Below are 20,293 nucleotides of genomic sequence, written 5' to 3' on the forward strand. Positions count from 1 at the left end.
CCGCGCACGCCGTGGACTCCTGCAAGTAGAACTGGTATCAGTTCTGATACGCAGTCAGGAAACGCCCTCCTGGCCGCCACGTAACAGCCCCGCAGTCGCCCCGCAGGAGGCAGTCAGCCATGACGGAGCTCGTGGAACACGGACAGCTGTTCATCGGCGGGGAGTTGGTGGACCCGCTCGGCAAGGGCGTCATCGACGTCGTGTCGCCGCACACCGGCCGGGTCTTCGCCCGCGTCCCGCACGCGGCCCCCGCCGATGTGGACCGCGCCGTCGCCACCGCGCGCAAGGCGTTCGACGAGGGACCCTGGCCGCGCATGACCGTGGACGAGCGGATCGGGGTCGTCACCAGGATCAAGGACGGCTTCGCGGCGCGGCACGAGGAGATCGCCCGCGTCATCAGCTCCGAGAACGGCACCCCGTACACCTCCAGCGTGATGGTGCAGGCCCTCGCCGCGATGATGGTGTGGGACGCGGCGCTCACCGTCGCCCGCGACTTCCCCTACGAGGAGCCGCGCGACGGAGTGCTCGGCAAGCTCCTCGTCCGCCGCGAGCCCATGGGTGTCGTGGCGGCCGTCGTGCCGTGGAACGTCCCGCAGTTCACCGCCGCCGCCAAGCTCGCGCCCGCGCTGCTCGCCGGCTGCCCGGTGATCCTCAAGACGTCGCCGGAAGCGCCCCTGGACGCGTACATCCTCGCGGAGATCGCCGCGGACGCGGGCCTGCCCGCGGGCGTGCTGTCGGTCATCTCCGCCGACCGCGAGGTCAGCGAGTACCTCGTCGGGCACCCCGGCGTCGACAAGGTGTCCTTCACCGGCTCCGTCGCCGCGGGCAAGCGCGTCATGGAGGTCGCGGCCCGCAACCTCACCCGCGTCACCCTGGAGCTCGGCGGCAAGTCCGCCGCGATCGTGCTGCCCGACGCCGACGCGGCGAGCGCCGTCGCGGGCATCGTCCCCTTCGCCTGGATGATCAACGGCCAGGCGTGCGTGGCCCAGACCCGCATCCTGGTGCCCCGCACGCGCTACGACGAGTTCGCCGATGCCTTCTCCGCCGCCGCGTCCGCGCTCAAGGTCGGCGACCCCATGGACCCCGCGACCGAACTCGGCCCGCTGGTCGCCGAGCGCCAGCAGCGGCGCTCCCTCGACTACATCCGCATCGGCCAGGAGGAGGGCGCGAAGATCCTCGCGGGCGGCGGCCGTCCCCCCGGGCTCGACCAGGGCTGGTACGTCGAGCCGACCCTCTTCGGCGGCGTCGACAACTCGATGCGCATCGCCCGCGAGGAGATCTTCGGGCCCGTCATCTGCCTGCTGCCGTACGGCGACGAGGCCGAGGCGGTGAAGATCGCCGACGACTCCGACTACGGGCTCAGCGGCAGCGTCTGGACGGCGGACGTCGAGCGCGGCATCGACGTCGCCCGCCGGGTGCGCACCGGCACGTACTCCGTGAACACCTTCAGCCTCGACATGCTCGGACCGTTCGGCGGCTACAAGAACTCCGGTCTGGGGCGGGAGTTCGGGCCCGAGGGGTACGGCGAGTACTTCGAGCACAAGATGATCCACCTGCCGGCCGGGTACGAGGGGGCGGGTGCCTGATGGGCGACCGCTGGCGCGTCGAGGTCGACCGCTCCCTCTGCATCGGCTCGGGCATGTGCGTGCTCACGGCGCCCGGCGGTTTCGCCCTGGACGCCGCCCGGCAGTCGCACGCCACGGAGCCCGAGAGCGACGCCGACGAGAAGGTCCTGGAGGCGGCGGAGGGCTGCCCGGTCGAGGCGATCACGATCACCCTCGCCGACGGCGGCGAGGTCGTGTTCCCGCCGGAGGACTGACGGCGACACCGGCGAAACACGCGTCCGTGACGGCCCACCGTGGGCCGTCACGGGTATCGCCACGCGACTGACCAGCCGTTACCTTGAGTACTCGAACGCGGGCGAACGTGACTTAACCCATGCGTTCCGCACGGCTATGTGATGACAGTCGTGACTGTTCCGTCCAGCGGTCCCCTGGAAATCTCTCTGCCACACGCGCAGGGAGGGGATGGAATGGACAAGCGGTACGAGGTCTACTGTCTGGCCGACAGGCACTTCTACGAGACCCCGGACCGGTTGCCGTCCGAGGGCGGCACCGCCGCCACCCTGTTCGAGGCCGCGCGACGCCCCGTCCCCGACGGCTGGCGCGCCGGACGCGTCGGCGACTGGCTCTCGCTGACCCCGCTCGATGCCGAAGGGACGCCGCGGCCCATGCCCGCGCAGGGCTGGAAGATCCACGTATCGGCGACCCTCGCCAACGCCGACGACGTCGCCGCCATCGTCCGGGACCACTGCCTGGAACAGGGCGTGCCCTTCAAGTTCGTGCCCGCCCCCACGCTGCTGCACCTGCGCAACAGCAAGTACGCGGCCCGGGACGGCAGCGGCAAGTTCGCCACGGTCTACCCGGCCGACGAGCGGCAGCTCCAGGAGCTCCTGCACGGCCTGGGCAAGCTGCTCGAAGGGTTCGAGGGGCCGTACATCCTCACCGACCTGCGCTGGGAACAAGGGCCGCTGTACGTCAGATACGGCGCCTTCACGCGGCGCTTGTGCGACAACGGCACGGGCACGCTCGTGCCCGCCGTCGAGGACGACCGGGGGCAGCTCGTCCCCGACTCGCGGGACCCGGCCTTCAAGGTCCCCGAGTGGGTGACGCTGCCCGGCTTCCTCAAGCCGCAGCTCGACGCGCGCAACACGACGACCGTCACCGACCTCCCGTACCGCATCGAGAAGGCACTGCACTTCTCCAACGGCGGCGGGGTCTACGCGGGCACCGACACCCGTGACGGCCGCAAGGTCGTCCTCAAGGAGGGCCGTCCGCACGCGGGTCTCGCCGCCGACGGCGCCGACGCCGTGGCCCGCCTCGAACGCGAGCGGGACGCCCTGGAGAAGCTCTCCGGGCTCGGCGTCGCCCCCGAGGTCCGCGACTGGTTCCTCGTCGGCGACCACCGGTTCCTCGTCATGGACTTCCTTGAGGGCACCACCCTCAACTCCTTCTTCGCGCACCGGCACCCGCTGTGCACCAGCGCACCGGACGCCGCCGCCGTCGCCGAGTACACGGAGTGGGCGCTGCGGATGTACCGCGCCGTGGAGGAGGCCGTCGACGCCGTGCACGGCAGGGGCGTCGTCTTCAACGACCTGCATCTGTTCAACATCATGGTCGCGCCCGACGAGAAGTCCGTCTCCCTCCTCGACTTCGAGGCGGCGACCACCGTGGGCGAGGCGGGCCGCCAGGTCGTCGCCCACCCCGGCTTCGTCGCGCCGCGGGACCGCACCGGCACCGGCGTCGACCGCTACGCCCTCGCCTGCCTGCGGCTCGCGCTCTTCCTGCCGATCACTTCGCTGCTCGCCGTCGACCGGGGCAAGGCCGCGCACCTCGCGAAGGTCATCGCGGCCGAGTTCCCCGACGTCCCCGCCGAGTTCCTCGCCGACGCGGTGACGGAGATCGAGCGGAGCGAACCGGCGGCGAACAGCGCCCAAGAGCGGGCGTCGGCCCTGAAAACGGGAGCCCAGGGAGCCCGAGAGGGGGGCACCCACAGGGGGGGCAGGGCCGGCGCCACGATGCCCGCGGCCGCCGCGACGCCTGCCGTGTCGTCGTTCGTCGACCCCGCCGACTGGCCGTACAGCCGGGACTCCATGGTCGGGGCCATTCTTGCCTCGGCCACGCCCGAGCGTGACGACCGGCTCTTTCCCGGGGACATCGCGCAGTTCGGTGAGGGCGGCGGGCTCGGGCTGGCGCACGGTGCGGCCGGGGTGCTGTTCGCTCTCGCCGAGAGCGGCGCCGAACGGTACGAGGAGGGCGAGCGCTGGCTGCTCGACCACACCGCACCGGCCCCGTCCGGCACGCCCCTCGGCCTCCACGACGGGCTCGCGGGCATCGCCCACGTACTCGACCGGCTCGGCCACCGCACGCGCGCCCTCGACCTCACCGAACTCGTCCTCCAGGAGAACTGGCAGCGGCTCCCCTCCGACCTGTACGGCGGCCTCGCCGGCCTCGGCCTCGCCCTCGACTCCCTCGCGGAGACCACCGGAGAGAGCGATCTGGCCCGCCACGCCCTGCGCGCCGCCGAGCTGCTCGGCGAGCGGCTCACCGCCGACGCCCCGGCGAAGGGACGGCGCAGGGCCGGGCTGTTGCGCGGCTCCACCGGGCCCGCGCTGCTCTTCCTGCGGCTGTACGAGCGGCACGGCGACCCCGGCCTCCTCGACCTGGCCGAGCGGGCGCTGAGCGCGGACCTCGCCCAGTGCGTGACCCAGCAGGACGGCAGCCTCGCCGTCAACGAGGGCTGGCGCACCATGCCCTACCTCGGTGACGGCAGCGTGGGCATCGGCATGGTCGTCGACGACTACCTCGCCCACCGTGACAACGCCGCCTTCGAGGCGGCACGTCCTGCCATCCTGGCCGCCGCGCGCTCACGGTTCTGCGTACAGCCGGGCCTCTACCAGGGGCGCGCGGGACTCCTCCTGCACCTCCGGCGCAGCACCACGCCCGGCATCACCCCCGAGGAGATCGCCGCGCAGGTCTCGGCGCTCGGCTGGTTCGCCATGTCGTACGCGGGCCGGCTTGCCTTCCCCGGCAACCAGATGCTGCGGCTCTCCATGGACCTGAACACCGGGACGGCGGGCTGTCTCCTCGCGCTCGCCTCCGCGCTCGGCGACGGCCGGGCGCACGTCCCCTTCCTGCCGCGACCGCGGCCCCAGAGCCGGTCCCGCCATCGCGCGGGGTCGTGACACAACCCTTCAGAGCACCACGTCCCCAGTGAAAGGGAAGAACAATGGCACTTCTCGACCTTCAGAGCATGGAGTCCGACGAGATGACCGGCGGCGGCGGTGGCGGCGGCAGCGCGCTGAGCCTCCTCCTGTGCTGGAGCACCGCGAGCGTCGCTCTCTGTCTGTGACGCCTGCCCGCGCCTGACGCGGCACGGCAATGAAGGCCCGGGCGGCACCCGCGAGGGACCCGCCCGGGCCCACCCGCGGCCACAGGGGCGCAGGCCGTACGAACGCCGAGAACGCCCCGGACGCCGAGCGACACGAGGCCGGACGGGACGACGAGGACGACCAGGACGACGAGGACCCGGACCGCATGGCGACGACCATCCCCCGTCCGCACCGACAACCCCCCGCCGACACCGCCCTGTTGCGCGCGGCGACCCGGTACAGCGCCGCCCGCTGCGCCGTCCTCGCGCTGTGCGCCGTGGCGGGCGCGGGCGCCGGGCTGCTCCTGCCGCTCGCGATCGGCCGCGCCCTGGACGCCGTCCTCACCGGCCACGCCACCGGCCACGGTTCCGCCGACGCCACCCGCTGGGTCCTCGTGTGCGCGGCGCTGATCGGCGCGATCGCCCTCCTCGACGCCCTCGACGGCGTCCTCACCGGAACCACCGACGCCCGCACCACGGCCTGGCTGCGCGGCCGTGTCGTACGCCATGTGCTCGCCGTCGGCCCCCGCGCCACCGCCCGCTTCGCCCACGGCGACCTGGTGGCGCGCCTCATCGACAACGCCGCGCACGCGGGCATCGCGCCCGCCACGGCCGCCGCCGTCCTCGCCGCCCTCGTCACCCCCGTCGGCGCCGTCGTGGCGCTGGCCCTGATCGACGGCTGGCTCGCCGTGGTGTTCCTCGTCGGGGCGCCCGTACTGGTCCTGCTCCTGCGGTCGTTCGTCCGCGTCTCCTCCGACTGCGTGGCCCGCTACCAGCAGGTCCAGGGCGACATCGCGGGCCGCCTCGGCGAGGCGATCGGCGGCGCGCGCACCATCGCGGCGGCGCACACCGAGGACAAGGAGGCGGCACGCGTCCTCGCGTCGCTGCCCGAACTCTCCCGCCACGGCCACCGCATGTGGCACGTCCAGGGCCGCTCCCAGGCGCAGGCCGTCGCGGTCGCGCCGCTGCTCCAGATCGCGGTCGTCGCGGTGGCCGGACGGCTGCTGCTCGCCGAGCGCATCACGGTGGGCGACCTCCTCGCCGCGTCCCGGTACGCGGCGCTCGCCACCGGCATCGGCATGCTCGTCGGACAGCTCGGCGGCCTCGTGCGCGCCCGAGCGGCGGCCCGGCGCCTCTGCGAGGTACTGGCGCGGCCCCCCACCGAGTACGGAACCGCCGAACTCCCGCCCGGCGGCGGCCATCTGGAGCTGCGCGGCGTCCACGCGGCCCGCGGCGGACGCGACGTGCTCGACGGCGTCGACCTGACGGTCCCCGCGGGCACCACGCTCGCCGTGGTCGGCCGCTCCGGCGCCGGCAAGTCCCTGCTCGCCGCGGTCGCGGGACGCCTCGCCGACCCCGACGCCGGGGACGTGCTCCTGGACGGCGTACCGCTGCGCTCGCTCACCAGGCAGGAGCTGCGCCGCGAGGTGGGCCACGCCTTCGAGCGGCCCGCGCTGCTCGGCGTGACCCTGGAGGACACCATCGGCTTCGGCGCCCCGCGCCCGGCCCCGCCCCGCGTCCGCGAGGCCGCCCGCGCCGCCCGCGCCGACACGTTCATCACCCGCCTGCCCGACGGCTACGCCACGCCCTGTGCGGAGGCGCCGCTCTCCGGCGGCGAGAGGCAACGCCTGGGCCTGGCACGGGCGTTCGCGCGCGGCGGGCGGCTGCTGATCCTGGACGACGCGATGTCCAGCCTCGACACGGTCACCGAACACCACATCGCCGAGGCCCTGCTCAGCCCCACCCCGCGCCGCAGCCGCCTGATCATCGCCCACCGCGCGGCGACGGCGGCCCGCGCGGACCGCGTGGCCTGGCTGGACGGCGGCCGGATACGGGCGGTGGGCACCCATGCCGAGCTGTGGGAACTGCCGGAGTACCGGGAGGTGTTCGGCGCGTGAGGCCGCCCCAGGCGCCGCGCGGCCCCTACCGCAGGGGAGTCCGCTTCCTGTGGCGCAGGTGGCCGGTGGTCCTGCGGCTCATGGCCTGGTCGGTGCTTGAGACCGGGCAGACCTTCCTCACCGGATACGCCCTCGCCCGCGCCCTGGACGACGGGTTCCTCGCGGGGGACGGGGCGACCGGCCTCGGCTGGCTCGGCGCGGCGGCGCTCGGCGTGGCCGTGGCCGCTTACGGGACGGGCCGGGTGTTCCGCGCCATCGCCGGGCTCGTGGAGCCGCTGCGGGACTCGCTGGTGCGGCAGGTCGTCGGCCGGGGGCTGCGGGACGCGGACGGGGCCGCGGTCTCCCGGCTCACCCAGCAGGTGGAGATCGCCAGGGACACCTTCGCCGGCCTGGTCATGGTCTCCCGCTCCTTCGTCTTCACCGCGGCAGGGGCCCTGGCCGGACTCTTCTCCCTGGACCCGCTCCTGCTCCTCGTGGTCGCGCCGCCGCTCCTCGCGGGCATCGGCCTGTTCGTGGCCTCGCTGCGCCCGCTCGCCCGCCGCCAGGAGCGGTTCCTCATCGCCGACGAGGCCATCGCCGCCGAACTGGGGGTGGTGTGCCCGGGGCTGCGGGACGTCGCCGCCGCGGGCGCCGAGCGGGACGTCGCCGAGAGCCTGGGGCGCGCCGTCGCCACGGAGTACGCGGCGGCCCGCGACCTCGCCCGCTGGGGCGTCCTGCGCACGGCCGCCCTCGCGACCGGCGGCCAGCTCCCGCTGGTGCTGCTCCTCGCCACCGCCCCCTGGCTCCTGGACCGCGGGGTGTCCCCGGGCGCCCTGGTCGGAGCCCTCGCCTACGTCACCCAGGCCCTGCTGCCCGCCCTGCACAACCTGGTCCACGGCCTGGGCGCGAGCGGGGCGCGCCTGGCGATCGTGCTGCGCCGCCTGACGTGGGACCCACCGCCCGAAGAGGAGGCCGGACCCGTGGCCCCGGCGGCCCCCGAGGACAAGGAAGCGCCGGCCGTCCGGCTCTCCTCCGTCACCTTCGCCTACGGGCCCCACGCCGAGCCCGTCCTGCGCGACCTGTCCCTCGGAGTCGCCCGCGGCGAGCACCTCGCCGTCGTCGGACCCAGCGGAATCGGCAAATCCACGCTGGCCGGAATCATCGCCGGACTGCTCCGCCCCGACTCGGGGGAGGTACGCGTCGAGGGGCTTCCGGTGTCCGGCAAGGAGGCGGTGCGGCGGCGCGTCCTGATCCCGCAGGAGGCGTACGTGTTCTCCGGGACGCTCCGCGACAACCTCAGCCAGCTCCGGCCGGACCCGGTGCCCGACCCGGAGCTGCTCGCCGCCGCCGACGCCATCGGCTCGGCCGCCCTGGTCGAACGGCTCGGCGGCCCCGGCGCCGCGGTCGCCCCCGGTGAACTCTCGGCGGGGGAGCGGCAGTTGATCGCGCTGACCCGCGCCTTCCTCTCGTACGCCCCGCTGGTGATCCTCGACGAGGCCACCTGCCATCTCGACCCGGTGGCGGAGGCCCGCGCCGAGCGGGCCTTCGCGGCCCGCCCGGGCGGCACTCTCGTGGTGATCGCCCACCGCGTCAGCTCGGCCCGCAGGGCCGGGCGCGTCCTGGTGATGGACGGCGCGCACGCCCTGTGCGGGCGGCACGAGGAGCTCCTCGGCCTCTCCCCCCTCTACCGGGACCTCAACGGCGCCGCTACCCCTGGTGAGACCTCAGACCCACCCTTCCCCCTGCGATATCCGTATCGCGTCGATCCTGTTCCGCGCCCCGGTCTTGCGGGTTATGGCGGCCATGTAGTTACGCACCGTGCCGTTGGACAGGTGGAGGTTGCGGGCGATCTCGGCGACCGAGGCACCCCTGGCGGCGAGGGATAGGACGCTCAGCTCCCGCCGGGTGAGCGGCATCTGCGCGGCCTTGAGGAAGCCGAAGCCGAGGGTGTCGTCCACGAACCGCCGGCCCACCGCCACGTCCCTTATCCCGGTGAGCAGCCGCTCGAAAACGCTCGCCTTGTTCACATAACCCAGTGCCTCCGCCTCCACCGCCCTCCGCAGTTGCCCGGGCCGGTCGGCCGTGGTGAGCACCAGGACCCGACAGCCCCTGCCGTGCGCCGATGGCCCGGTGAGTTCGTCCAGCGAGATCGGCGCGTGCGTCGGTTCGTCGTCGAGATCCACGATGCACAGGTCGGGTCGTACGGTGCGTAATCGGCCGCGGGCTTGGGACCACGGCGCATGGAACACCTCCAGATCCGGCTCACGGGCGAGCTGCTCCGCCAGAGCCAATCGCAGTAGACAGGCGTCGTGCACGAGAAGGACCCGGATCACGCTCTTGCTCCTCCAGCTCCTCGCTACGGTTGCGCGGTTCAATGACGCAGACCATTCATAGCGGTGAGTACCCCCGCCGTGACGCAGAGAACTGGCCAAGGGGAGGAGAAGGGGCGCATTTGCGGTACGGCAGTGCGCCCCCTGAGCCGGTTACGCCTGAGGTTCGGCCGTCAGGTCGATGAGCCGGCAGACCGTCTCGATGTCGATCTTCACCTGGGCGATCGAGGCCCGCCCCGAGAGCCAGGTGATCAGCGCGGAGTGCCAGGTGTGCTCGATCACCCGCACGGCCGAGAGCTGCCGCGCGCTCGGCGGCTCCGGCAGGCCCATCGCGTCCAGGATGATCGCCGTGGTGAGCCGGGAGACCGTGTCGACCTCCGGGCTGACGGACCGGTCGGCGAAAGTCAGGGCCCGCACCATCGCGTCCGCAAGGTGCGGCTCGCGCTGGAGCGCCCGGAAGGCCCGCATCAGGGTCTCGGCGACGCGCTCGGCGGGCGTCTCCCCGGCCGGCGGCCGCTTCCTGAGCGTGCCGTGCATGTGCTGGAGCTGGTCCTGCATGGTGGCGACCAGCAGATGGACCTTGGAGGGGAAGTAGCGGTACAGCGTGCCAAGGGCGACGCCCGCGGCCTCGGCGACCTCGCGCATCTGCACCGCGTCGAAGCCGCCCCGGCCGGCCAGCTGGGCGCTGGCGTGCAGGATGCGGCGGCGGCGCGCCTCCTGGCGCTCTGTCAGGGGCGGCGCCGCGGGGTCCGCCGCTCTGGCTTCCGCTGTCATGTGGGTGCCCCCCTCCGGAAAACGCCTCGCGAGATCGCACAGCATGGCAGGGAGCAGGTCGTGGCGCGAATCACCTGATCCGGGCCCTACACCCTTGCCTACCTGCCGGTAGATTCAGAGCTCGGTCAGCGATCATTCAACGATCATCCAACGAACAAGTCTGTAACTTGTTCTAGATTACCGTCCCGGCGTAATCTCGCGGACAACTGCACGGAGAAGGGGGCCGAGAGTGACCGCTGAGGCCATGGAAGCGGGCCCCCGCAAGGGCTCCGACGCCGACGGCGACCGACCGCTGCGCATCGCTCTCCTCACGTACAAGGGGAACCCGTTCTGCGGGGGACAGGGCGTCTACGTACGCCACCTCTCACGCGAGCTGGCGCGGCTCGGCCACAGCGTCGAAGTGATCGGCGCCCAGCCCTACGCGGTCCTCGACGAGGGCCCGGGCCTGGAGAACCTGAGCCTCACCGAACTGCCGAGCCTCGACCTCTACCGCTCGCCCGACCCCTTCCGCACCCCCAAGCGCGACGAGTACCGCGACTGGGTCGACGCCCTCGAAGTGGCGACCATGTGGACCGGCGGCTTCCCCGAGCCCGCCACCTTCAGCCTGCGGGCCCGGCGCCACCTGCGCGCCCGGCGCGGCGACTTCGACGTCGTGCACGACAACCAGACCCTCGGCTACGGCCTCCTGGGCGACCTGGGCGCGCCGCTCGTCACCACGATCCACCACCCCATCACCGTCGACCGGCAGCTCGAACTGGACGCCGCGCCCGACTTCAAGCGCCGCCTCTCCGTCCGCCGCTGGTACGCCTTCACCCGCATGCAGAAGCGCGTGGCGCGGCGCCTGCCCTCCGTCGTGACCGTCTCCGGCACCTCGCGCCGGGAGATCATCGACCACCTCGGCGTCCGCGAGGACCGCATCGACGTCGTCCACATCGGCGCCGACACCAGCCTCTTCTCGCCCGACCCCGCCGTGCCCGAGGTGCCGGGCCGCATCGTGACGACCTCCAGCGCCGACGTCCCGCTCAAGGGCCTGGTCCACCTCGTCGAAGCGCTCGCCAAGACGCGCACCGAACACCCCGGCGCCCACCTCGTCGTCGTCGGCAGGCGCGCCGAGGACGGCCCCGTCGCCCAGGCCATCGAGCGCCACGGCCTCGAAGGCCGCGTCGAGTTCGTCAAGGGCATCACCGACGCCGAACTCGTCGACCTCGTCCGCTCGGCACAGATCGCCTGCGTGCCCTCGCTGTACGAGGGGTTCTCCCTCCCCGCGGCGGAGGCCATGGCGACCGGCACACCGCTGCTCGCGACCACCGGCGGCGCGATCCCCGAGGTCGCGGGCCCCGACGGCGAGACCTGCCTCGCGGTGCCGCCCGGCGACGCGGACGCCCTCGCCGTCGGCCTGAACCGGCTGCTGGGCGACCCCGAGCTGCGGGCCCGCCTCGGCCGGGCGGGCCGCGAGCGGGTGCTGCGGAAATTCACCTGGGCGCAGGCCGCCAAGGGAACGGCGGAGCGCTACCGCGAGGCCATGCGGCGCTCCGCCGCCACGAACCCCGGCCGCCCCGCGGCCACCGCGACGTACTCCGGGAGCCATCGCTGATGCTGACCGTCGACTTCACCCGCTTCCCGCTCGCCGCGGGCGACCGCGTGCTCGACCTGGGCTGCGGCGCGGGCCGGCACGCCTTCGAGTGCTACCGGCGCGGGGCGCGGGTGGTGGCCCTCGACCAGAACGGCGAGGAGATCCGCGAGGTCGCCAAGTGGTTCGCCGCGATGAAGGAGGAGGGCGAGGCGCCCGCGGGGGCCACGGCCACCGCGATGGAGGGCGACGCGCTCAACCTGCCCTTCCCCGACGCCTCGTTCGATGTCGTGATCATCTCCGAGGTCATGGAGCACATCCCCGACGACAAGGGTGTGCTCGCCGAGATGGTGCGGGTGCTCAAGCCCGGCGGCCGCATCGCCGTCACCGTCCCGCGCTACGGCCCCGAGAAGGTCTGCTGGACGCTCAGCGACGCCTACCACGAGGTCGAGGGCGGCCACATCCGCATCTACAAGGCCGACGAACTCCTCGACAGGATGCGCGAGGCGGGCCTCAAGCCGTACGGCACCCACCACGCCCACGCGCTGCACTCGCCGTACTGGTGGCTGAAGTGCGCGTTCGGCGTCGACAACGACAAGGCGCTGCCCGTGCGCGCCTACCACAAGCTGCTCGTCTGGGACATCATGAAGAAGCCGCTGGCCACCCGCGTCGCCGAGCAGCTCCTCAACCCCGTCGTCGGCAAGAGCTTCGTGGCGTACGCGACCAAGCCGCACCTCCCGAAGGTCTCCGCCGGCACCTCCGCCGACGCCGCGGCGGACACCAAGTGACGAGCCCGGAGCGGACCGAACACCTCATCCTGCCCGGCGTCCTGACGGCCGATCAGGCGATGGCGACGGTACGCGGCATCCTCGGCGTCCAGCGCGAGGACGGGGCCATCCCCTGGTTCCGCGGACACCACCTCGACCCGTGGGACCACACCGAGGCCGCCATGGCGCTCGACGCGGCGGGCGAACACGCGGCTGCCGAGCGCGCCTACGACTGGCTCGCCAGGCACCAGAACCCCGACGGCTCCTGGTACGCGGCGTACGCCGACGGCGACCCGCACGACGTCACCGACCGCGGCCGGGAGACCAACTTCTGCGCCTACCTCGCCGTCGGCGTCTGGCACCACTACCTCGCCACCGGCGACGAGGCGTTCATCGACCGCATGTGGCCCGCGGTGGTCGCCGCCGTCGAGTTCGTCCTCGCGCTCCAGCAGCCCGGCGGGCAGATCGGCTGGAAGCGGGAGGCGGACGGCACACCCGTCACGGACGCCCTGCTCACCGGCTCGTCCTCGATCCACCAGGCGCTGCGCTGCGCCCTCGCCATCGCCGAGCAGCGCGAGGAGCCGCAGCCCGACTGGGAGCTCGCGGCCGGCGCGCTCGCCCACGCGATCCGCAGCCACCCCGAGCGCTTCCTCGACAAGGACCGCTACTCCATGGACTGGTACTACCCGGTCCTGGGCGGCGCGCTTACCGGCGCGGCGGCCAAGGCGCGGATCGAGGAGGGCTGGGACCGCTTCGTGGTGCCCGGGCTCGGCGTGCGCTGCGTGGTGCCGAACCCCTGGGTGACCGGCGGCGAGAGCGCCGAACTCGCCCTCGCCCTGTGGGTCCTCGGCGAGTCCGACCGGGCCCTGGAGATCCTCCAGTCCATCCAGCATCTGCGCGACCCGGAGAGCGGCCTGTACTGGACGGGCTACGTCTTCGACGACCGGGCCCGCTGGCCCGAGGAACTGACCACCTGGACGGCGGGCTCCCTGCTCCTCGCGGTGGCGGCGCTCGGCGGCGACGAGCCGACCTGCGCGGTCTTCTCGGGGGAGCGGCTGCCGAGCGGCCTGGCCCCGGAGTGCTGCGGGAGCACTCCGTAGCACCGGGGGTTCAGTAGCGGCAGCGCCGGTGGTTCAGTAGCGGCGCAGGCGGCCCGCGAGCGCGTGTCCGATGAGCAGGTACACGACCGCCGCGAGGCCGTAGCCCGCGACGACCCTGGCCCAGGTCTCGTCGAAGGTGAACAGGTCATGGGACCAGCCGGCGAGGAAACGGGCCGCGTCATGGATGAACTGGACGAGCTCGTTCGCGCGGTTGGCGTCCAGGAGGTACATCAGGATCCACAGCCCGAGGATGAGGGCCATGACGTCCGCGATGACCATGATGATGTTCGCTGCGGTGCTGCCACGTGAGCGTCGCACTGGGGACATGACAACCGAGTACCTGCGGAGGACCCGTCGAAACCCGTACGGGCCCGCCGAGTGGCGGCGCCCGGCGGCCGGGGTGAGGCTGCCCGGAGGACCGCTCACCTCTGGAGGCCGCTGCCGTGCTCAGCTCCGTACCCGTCCGTCGTGCCGGGGTCTCACTCACTCTGTGCTGCACTCTGCTCGTGGGAGCGACGGCCTGTGGCAACAACGACGACAAGGAAACCGAGGCGTCGGCGCCGTCCACCAGCAGCAGCGCCGAGAAGCAGAAGTTCGCCAAGACCCGCTTCGTCGCCAACGCGGGGCTCGCCGCGGGAGCCACGTACCAGTGGATCGTGAAGCCGTGGCGCGCGGGCAAGTTCAAGAAGGGCGCGGACGGCCGCAAGTTCGCCCTGGTCAAGGCGGGCCTCGCGGGCGCCTTCACGTACAACAGGCTGAAGGCCGCGACGAAGAACGCGAAGGGCGACCCGACGCTCTCCAAGGCCGTGGCGCCGCTGTCCGAGAGCATCGAGAAGCTGAAGGACCTGCCGTCCAAGCTCCGCAAGGGCGACTCGACGGACTCGATCGTGAAGGACTTCGACGGCGTGATCAACTCCGTGAAGGGCGCGGGCAAGGAGGCGGGCGCCGAGGTCAAGGACAAGGTGCCGTCGGCCGGTGAACTCGGCAACGGCTGACCGCCGGACCCGCTACGAGTTCAGCTCGGCCAGGACCCGCAGGGTGTGCGGGTCGGGGGCGAGGACCAGGAGGTCGGTGACCGGGCCCCCGCGCCACGCTTCGAGGCGTTCGGCGATGCGTGCGCGCGGCCCGACCAGGGAGATCTCGTCGGCGAAGGCGTCCGGCACGGCGAGGACGGCCTCCTCCTTGCGGCCCGCGAGGAACAGCTCCTGGATGCGCCTGGCCTCTTCCTCGTACCCCATGCGGGCCATGAGACCGGCGTGGAAGTTGCGGGCGGCGTGCCCCATGCCGCCGATGTAGAAGCCCAGCATCGCCTTGACGGGAAGCAGGCCTTCGGCGACGTCGTCGCACACCTTCGCGCGGGCCATCGGGGCGATCGTGAAGCCGTCCCGCACTCCGGCGAGGGAGGCCTCGTACACGTCCGTGCGCAGCGGCGACCAGTACAGCGGCAGCCAGCCGTCCGCGATCCGTGTGGTCTGCTCGATGTTCCTCGGCCCCTCCGCGCCCAGCAGGACCGGCAGGTCGTCCCGGAGCGGATGGGTGATCGGCTTGAGCGCCTTGCCGAGGCCGGTGCCGTCGTCGCCCGCGTAGGGGTGGGAGTGGAAGCGGCCCCGCAGCTCCACCGGGCCCTCGCGGCGCAGCACCTGGCGGATCACCTCGACGTACTCCCGGGTCGCGGTGAGCGGCGACTTCGGGAAGGGCCGCCCGTACCAGCCCTCGACCACCTGCGGCCCCGACAGGCCGAGGCCGAGCCGCATCCGGCCGCCGGAGAGGTGGTCCAGGGTGAGCGCGTGCATGGCGGTGGCGGTGGGGGAGCGGGCCGCCATCTGCGCGACGGCCGTGCCGAGCCCGATCCGTGAGGTGTGCGCGGCGATCCAGGTCAGCGGCGTGAAGGCGTCCGAGCCCCAGGCCTCGGCGGTCCACACCGAGTCGTAGCCGAGCCGCTCGGCCTCCTGGGCGAGGGCGAGGTGGCCGGGGTCGGGTCCGCGCCCCCAGTAGCCGAGTGCGAGCCCGAGCCGCATACGCCCTCCCGGTCGGCGAACTGAGCTGACGGCATGTCAGATGGCGATCGGGCCGACTGTACGACAACGGCCCCCCGCCCGGAAGGGCGAGGGGCCGCGAGATGCCGGGGGCGGATCAGCCGCGCTGAATCCCCGTGGTGTCCTGAAGGACGCCGCGACGGCCGTCCTGCGTCTGGGCCACCAGGCCGGGGCCGCGCTGCTCGACGGCCAAGTACCAGGTGCCGGGCGCCAGTTCGGCGATCGGCGTGGGCGAGCCGTCCTCCGCGTACAGCGGACGCGGCACCGGCACGGCGAACCAGAACGGCGAGAAGTCCCCCGCGGGCTGCGCCTGCGCGGGCGGCGGGGTCTGCCCGGCCTGCGGCTGCGGCTGGCCGCCGAAGGACGGACCGCCCTGCGGCTGACCCGGCTGGGCGCCGTAGGGCGAGCCCGGCTGCGGCTGGCCCGCGCCGGCGCCCGGGTAGCCGTAGCCACCCTGCGGCTGACCGCCGTAGGGGCCCGGGGCGGCCGGACGGGGGGCGCCCATGAGCGGGGCCTTGAGGGCGGGGACGACCAGACCGGCGATCGCGCCGGCGGCCAGCACCAGCGCGCCGATCAGACCGAGGATGAGGCCGATACCGGCGTCGGGCGTCTCGCTGCGGCCGCCGCCGAAGGCCACGAAGAGGAAGCCGTAGGACTGGTCGACGTCGAAGATCGCGCCGAGCGAGCTCCAGGCGGAGGCGATGGCGAAGGCGACACCGACCTGACCGAGGTCCAGGCCCGCCACCTTGCGCTGCTGCGGCAGCGCACGGCCCACGACGATGAGCACGGCGGCGATGATGCCGAGCAGGTACACGCTGAGCAGGAGGTTGCCGTTTTCCCAGGCGTTCGGCAGCTTGTCGTTGTCGCCGCCGTCGGCGTCAAGGGTGTCGAGGAACGACGCGATGAAGAGCAACACCGCTGCTCCGATCACCACGCCGTCGCCTCGAGTGAGGGAGCGGAAATTCACTTCAGGTCCTTCGTCAGTCGTCTCGTCAGTGGAGGCGTCGCTGTCGCCATGGTCGCGGTCGTGTCGCGGGGCGTGAAGCGCGGGGGTGGCCCCTCATCGTAGGAGGACAATATCGTCCGGACGTGCGGGGTGTCTGCTCGGGATAAAGACGTCCACATTACGGAAGGAAGACGTTCACGCCTCACCCCCGCAGGAACCCCTCGATCCCCTCCGAGATCCCCTGCGCCGCCTTCTGCCGCCACGCGCCGCTCTTCAGGAGCGCCGAGTCCTTCGCGTCCCGCATGTTGCCGCACTCGACGAACACCTTGGGGACGGTGGAGAGATTGAGGCCGCCGAGGTCCGTGCGGGTGTCGAGTCCGGTGCCGCCGCCGATGTAGTTGGAGGGGGCGCTGCCGGTGACCTCGACGAACTTTCCGGCGATGCGCTCGCCCAACTCCTTGGAGGGGGCCACGATCGCGGAGGTGTCGGCGGAGCCCGACTTCACCTTGCCGGGCATGATCACGTGGTAGCCGCGGTTGCCCGCCCCGGAGCCGTCGGCGTGGACGGAGACCACCGCGTCGGCCCCGGCCTTGTTGCCGATCCGGGCACGCTCGTCGACGCAGGGGCCCCAGGGCCGGTCACCGTCCTGGGTCAACTTCACCGTGGCGCCCTGCTTCTGGAGCAGGGTGCGCAGCCGGTGGGAGAGGTCCAGGGTGAACTCGGCCTCCGTGTAACCGTCGTTGGTCGACGTACCGGTGGTGTCGCACTCCTTGCTGTTCGTCCCGATGTCCACCTTGCGGTTGATCTCCGTCGGGTGACGGAAGTTGCCCGCGTTGTGGCCGGGGTCGATGACGACCGTCTTCCCCTTGAGGGGGCCGTTCGCGGCGGGACGGCCCGCGGGCGGCTTCGTACTCGAATCGTTGCCGTCACCCTTGCCGTCGCCCTTGCCGTCCCCGTCCTTCTTGTCGCCTTTGTCGTCCTTGTCGGACTTCGAAGGCGTGGGAGAGGCGGGCTCGAAGGGGGTGTTCTGCCCGGCGGTGGCGCTCGGCGAGGCCGGCAGCGACCGCGCGGGACCACCGCCGTCGGGGCCGCTCGTCGCCTGGTGGACGAGCCACCCGGCCAGGCAGGTGGGCACAAGTGCGGCCACCGCCACCGTCAGCGGGCGGCCGATGCCGCGCTTGGGGGGCGGGGAGGGATCGAATTCCGGACCTACGTACGACACGAGGGCGAGCCTATCGGCGAGGTCAGGTCCCCGCTCCCGTTCGCCGCAGCACGCGCAACGAGTCGACCCCCGCGACCTCGGTGAACGCCCCGGACTCCAGGGCCCTGAGATACACGCGGTAGGGAGCCTGCCCGGTCATGATGTCGACAGGGTCGGGGAAGACGTCGTGGATGACGAGCAGCCCGCCGTCGGCCACGTGCGGGGCCCAGCCCTCGTAGTCGGCCGTGGCGTGCTCGTCCGTGTGGCCGCCGTCGATGAAGACCAGGCCGAGCGCGCCGCCCCAGACCTTGGCCACCTGCGGGGAACGGCCCACCACGGCGATCACGTGCTCCTCAAGGCCCGCCTTGTGCAGGGTGCGGCGGAAGGCGGGCAGCGTGTCCATCAGGCCGACCTCCGGGTCCACCGTCCCCGGGTCGTGGTACTCCCAGCCGGGCTGCTGCTCCTCGCTGCCGCGGTGGTGGTCCACGGTGACCGCGCTCACCCCGGCCCGGCGGGCGGCGTCGGCGAGCAGGATCGTGGAGCGCCCGCAGTAGGTGCCGACCTCCAGGAGCGGCAGGCCGAGCGCGGCGGCCTCCGTCGCGGCCGCGTACAGCGCGAGCCCCTCCTCACGCGGCATGAAGCCCTTGGCGGCCTCGAAGGCGGCGAGGATCTCCGGCTCGGGCACGGCGGCCGTCTCGGCCATGGGCTCCTCCATGTCGTACGGGGGTGTGGGCGCCCCATGATGCCCGGGACCCCCGTCACGCGGGTGACGGGGGTGCCGGGGTGCCGTGGGAAGAGCGGAGGTCAGGCCGGTACGTCGCTGTCGTCGGACGGGCCCGCCAGAGCCAGGTCGACCCGTACGGGACGCTCGTCGCCCCGGTGCGCGGCGGCCGAGGCGCGCGGCGCGTGTCCCGACGCGGTGGCGGCGAGGACGTAGGAGCCGTCGCCGGGCACGTCCAGGGCGTAGCGACCCTCGGTGTCGGTGAGGGCGGCGCCCGCCTGCCTGCCGCGGCGGTCGATCAGCGTCACCTTGGCGCGGGCCAGCGGCGCGCCGTCCGGGCCGTGCACCCGGCCGTGGAAGCCGGCCAGGGCCTTGGTCGCGCGCTCCAGGTTGGCGTCCTCCTCGCTGCTCGCGCGCAGCTGCGTCGTGGCGGGGCGGCGCGCGGAGGGCAGCAGCAGGGCGAAGACCAGGCCGATGACGACCGCGCCCGTGGCGATCAGGAACGAGACCCGGAAGCCGTGCATGGTGGGCACGGCGACGCCGCCGACGTGGTTCGCGGTGTTGGCGAGGACCATGCCGATCACGGCGCTGGAGACGGAGGTGCCGATCGAGCGCATCAGGGTGTTCAGGCCGTTGGCCGCGCCCGTCTCCGAGGCGTCGACCGAGCCGATGATGAGCGCGGGCAGCGAGGAGTAGGCGAGGCCGATGCCCGCGCCGAGGACCACCGCGATGATGATCGTCTGCCAGGCGGCGCTCATCAGGCCGAGGCCGGCGCCGTAGCCGATCGCGATGATCAGCATGCCGAGGATGAGGGTGGTCTTGGGGCCGTACTTCGCCGACAGGCGGGCGTAGACGGGGGCCGTGAACATCATCGTCAGGCCGAGCGGCATCACGCACAGCCCCGCGACGACCATCGACTGGCCGAGGCCGTAGCCGGTCGAGGACGGCAGCTGGAGCAGCTGGGGCAGGACGAGCGAGACGGCGTAGAAGGCGACGCCGACCATGATCGAGGCCAGGTTGGTGAAGAGCACCGAGCGGCGGGCCGTGGTGCGCAGGTCCACCAGCGGCGCCTTCATGCGCAGCTCCATCACGCCCCACAGGACGAGCACGACGGCGGCGGCGGCGAAGAGGCCGAGCGTGGTGCCCGACGACCAGCCCCAGTCACTGCCCTTGGTGATCGGCAGCAGGAACAGCACGAGCCCCGCGGAGAGGCCGAGCGCGCCGAGCACGTCGAAGGTGCCCTGGGCGCGCATGGGGCTCTCCGGCACGAAGGCCAGGGTCAGCAGCATCGCGAGGACGCCGAGGCCCGCGGCGCCGAAGAACAGCGCGTGCCAGTCGGCGTGCTGTGCGGTGAGCGCGGCGAGCGGCAGCGCGAGACCGCCGCCGACACCGATGGAGGAGCTCATCAGGGCCATCGCCGAGCCGAGCTTCTCGCGGGGCAGCTCGTCCCGCATCAGGCCGATGCCGAGCGGAATGGCGCCCATGGCGAAGCCCTGGAGCGCGCGGCCCACGATCATGATCAGCAAGTCATCGGTGAAACCGCAGACCAGCGAGCCGACGACCATCACGGCGAGGCTGGAGAGCAGCATCTTCCGCTTGCCGAAGAGATCTCCGAGACGGCCCATGATCGGGGTGGAGACGGCGCCCGCGAGCAGGGTCGAGGTCATGACCCAGGTGGCGTTCGAGGGCGCGGTGTCGAGCAGGGCCGGCAGGTCCTTGATCACCGGCACGAGCAGGGTCTGCATCACCGCGACGACGATGCCGGAGAAGGCGAGTACGGGGACGACTCCGCGTATGCCGCGTGGTTGGGTCGTCATCGACATTGCGTGGGGCCTCCGAAGGGCGCGTGGGGAGCTCGGCACAGAGATGTGGCTCGGCTGGTTACGTGTAGCTCGAACCTGTCACCCGGGGCGACTATTCCGACGGATGTCGTACGAGGGGAACTCTTGACCCGTTGTTAACCGGGACATCAACATGCCGGCCCCCCGCTGGAAGGCGCCCCGCGTCTGACCTTCCGTCAGATTGGAACGTGTTCTACTCTG

The 20,293-nt window shown here is 72.7% G+C and carries 17 protein-coding genes and 1 pseudogene; 10 read left to right on the forward strand and 8 right to left on the reverse strand.

The genetic code is table 11. The annotated features are described in order from the left end of the window. Window positions 1-119: 119 nt before the first annotated feature. The 6 genes and pseudogenes from ACZ6JY_RS03460 to ACZ6JY_RS03485 form a co-directional block, all read left to right on the forward strand. Window positions 120-1,586 (forward strand): aldehyde dehydrogenase, encoded by a 1,467-nt coding sequence (locus tag ACZ6JY_RS03460; protein ID WP_469191746.1) that lies wholly within the window; start codon window positions 120-122, stop codon window positions 1,584-1,586. Further along, entirely contained in the window at window positions 1,586-1,819 is a 234-nt protein-coding gene (locus tag ACZ6JY_RS03465; protein WP_469191748.1) for a ferredoxin, read from the forward strand. The genes ACZ6JY_RS03460 and ACZ6JY_RS03465 overlap by 1 nt, the downstream gene beginning before the upstream one ends. A 213-nt stretch (window positions 1,820-2,032) precedes the next feature. After that, a complete protein-coding gene (gene lanKC / locus ACZ6JY_RS03470; protein WP_469191750.1) occupies window positions 2,033-4,744 on the forward strand; it encodes a class III lanthionine synthetase LanKC in 2,712 nt (903 codons plus the stop codon). A gap of 44 nt (window positions 4,745-4,788) precedes the next feature. After that, window positions 4,789-4,911, forward strand: a complete 123-nt coding sequence (locus ACZ6JY_RS03475) for a SapB/AmfS family lanthipeptide (protein WP_469191752.1) — start codon at window positions 4,789-4,791, stop codon at window positions 4,909-4,911. A gap of 185 nt (window positions 4,912-5,096) precedes the next feature. Beyond that, on the forward strand, window positions 5,097-6,827 hold the full coding sequence (locus ACZ6JY_RS03480; protein WP_469191937.1) for an ABC transporter ATP-binding protein: 1,731 nt from the start codon (window positions 5,097-5,099) through the stop codon (window positions 6,825-6,827). 395 nt (window positions 6,828-7,222) lie between these two features. After that, window positions 7,223-8,296 (forward strand): annotated as a pseudogene (locus tag ACZ6JY_RS03485) (ATP-binding cassette domain-containing protein); the annotation flags it as partial. Window positions 8,297-8,530: 234 nt separating this feature from the next. On the opposite strand, the gene ACZ6JY_RS03490 reads toward ACZ6JY_RS03485, so the two are convergent. Then, window positions 8,531-9,139 carry a response regulator transcription factor gene (locus ACZ6JY_RS03490; RefSeq protein WP_469191754.1) on the reverse strand — a complete coding sequence of 203 codons (609 nt, stop codon included), beginning with the start codon at window positions 9,137-9,139 and terminating at the stop codon, window positions 8,531-8,533. A gap of 150 nt (window positions 9,140-9,289) precedes the next feature. Beyond that, complete coding sequence (locus ACZ6JY_RS03495; protein ID WP_469191756.1) at window positions 9,290-9,910, reverse strand: TetR family transcriptional regulator; 621 nt, start codon at window positions 9,908-9,910, stop codon at window positions 9,290-9,292. Between the two features lie 229 nt (window positions 9,911-10,139). On the opposite strand from ACZ6JY_RS03495, the gene ACZ6JY_RS03500 reads away from it, so the two are divergent. The 3 genes from ACZ6JY_RS03500 to ACZ6JY_RS03510 are packed head-to-tail and all read left to right on the forward strand — an operon-like array spanning window position 10,140 to window position 13,347. Continuing rightward, window positions 10,140-11,504 carry a glycosyltransferase family 4 protein gene (locus ACZ6JY_RS03500; protein ID WP_469191758.1) on the forward strand — a complete coding sequence of 455 codons (1,365 nt, stop codon included), beginning with the start codon at window positions 10,140-10,142 and terminating at the stop codon, window positions 11,502-11,504. Continuing rightward, window positions 11,504-12,268, forward strand: coding sequence for a class I SAM-dependent methyltransferase (locus tag ACZ6JY_RS03505; protein ID WP_469191760.1), 765 nt, complete (start codon window positions 11,504-11,506; stop codon window positions 12,266-12,268). Before ACZ6JY_RS03500 ends, ACZ6JY_RS03505 begins: the two co-directional genes overlap by 1 nt. Continuing rightward, entirely contained in the window at window positions 12,265-13,347 is a 1,083-nt protein-coding gene (locus ACZ6JY_RS03510; RefSeq protein WP_469191762.1) for a prenyltransferase/squalene oxidase repeat-containing protein, read from the forward strand. Before ACZ6JY_RS03505 ends, ACZ6JY_RS03510 begins: the two co-directional genes overlap by 4 nt. Window positions 13,348-13,380: 33 nt before the next feature. Here the strand turns inward: ACZ6JY_RS03510 and ACZ6JY_RS03515 are convergent, their stop codons facing one another. Next, window positions 13,381-13,674, reverse strand: coding sequence for a hypothetical protein (locus tag ACZ6JY_RS03515; protein WP_469191764.1), 294 nt, complete (start codon window positions 13,672-13,674; stop codon window positions 13,381-13,383). Between the two features lie 116 nt (window positions 13,675-13,790). On the opposite strand from ACZ6JY_RS03515, the gene ACZ6JY_RS03520 reads away from it, so the two are divergent. Further along, window positions 13,791-14,342: a hypothetical protein gene (locus ACZ6JY_RS03520; RefSeq protein WP_469191766.1), complete on the forward strand. Its 552-nt coding sequence runs from the start codon at window positions 13,791-13,793 to the stop codon at window positions 14,340-14,342. A 12-nt stretch (window positions 14,343-14,354) separates the two neighbouring features. Here the strand turns inward: ACZ6JY_RS03520 and ACZ6JY_RS03525 are convergent, their stop codons facing one another. The 5 genes from ACZ6JY_RS03525 to ACZ6JY_RS03545 form a co-directional block, all read right to left on the reverse strand. Then, the gene (locus ACZ6JY_RS03525) at window positions 14,355-15,365 is read right to left on the reverse strand and encodes an LLM class F420-dependent oxidoreductase (RefSeq protein WP_469191768.1); all 1,011 of its coding nucleotides are present in this window, start codon (window positions 15,363-15,365) and stop codon (window positions 14,355-14,357) included. Window positions 15,366-15,480: 115 nt separating this feature from the next. Beyond that, complete coding sequence (locus tag ACZ6JY_RS03530) at window positions 15,481-16,350, reverse strand: hypothetical protein (RefSeq protein WP_469191770.1); 870 nt, start codon at window positions 16,348-16,350, stop codon at window positions 15,481-15,483. Between the two features lie 181 nt (window positions 16,351-16,531). Beyond that, the gene (locus tag ACZ6JY_RS03535) at window positions 16,532-17,551 is read right to left on the reverse strand and encodes an N-acetylmuramoyl-L-alanine amidase (protein ID WP_469191772.1); all 1,020 of its coding nucleotides are present in this window, start codon (window positions 17,549-17,551) and stop codon (window positions 16,532-16,534) included. Between the two features lie 22 nt (window positions 17,552-17,573). Then, complete coding sequence (locus ACZ6JY_RS03540; RefSeq protein ID WP_469191774.1) at window positions 17,574-18,233, reverse strand: class I SAM-dependent methyltransferase; 660 nt, start codon at window positions 18,231-18,233, stop codon at window positions 17,574-17,576. A gap of 101 nt (window positions 18,234-18,334) precedes the next feature. Then, window positions 18,335-20,074, reverse strand: coding sequence for an MFS transporter (locus tag ACZ6JY_RS03545; protein ID WP_469191776.1), 1,740 nt, complete (start codon window positions 20,072-20,074; stop codon window positions 18,335-18,337). Window positions 20,075-20,293: the final 219 nt, after the last annotated feature.

The organism is Streptomyces sp. NPDC046335 (assembly GCF_055587985.1).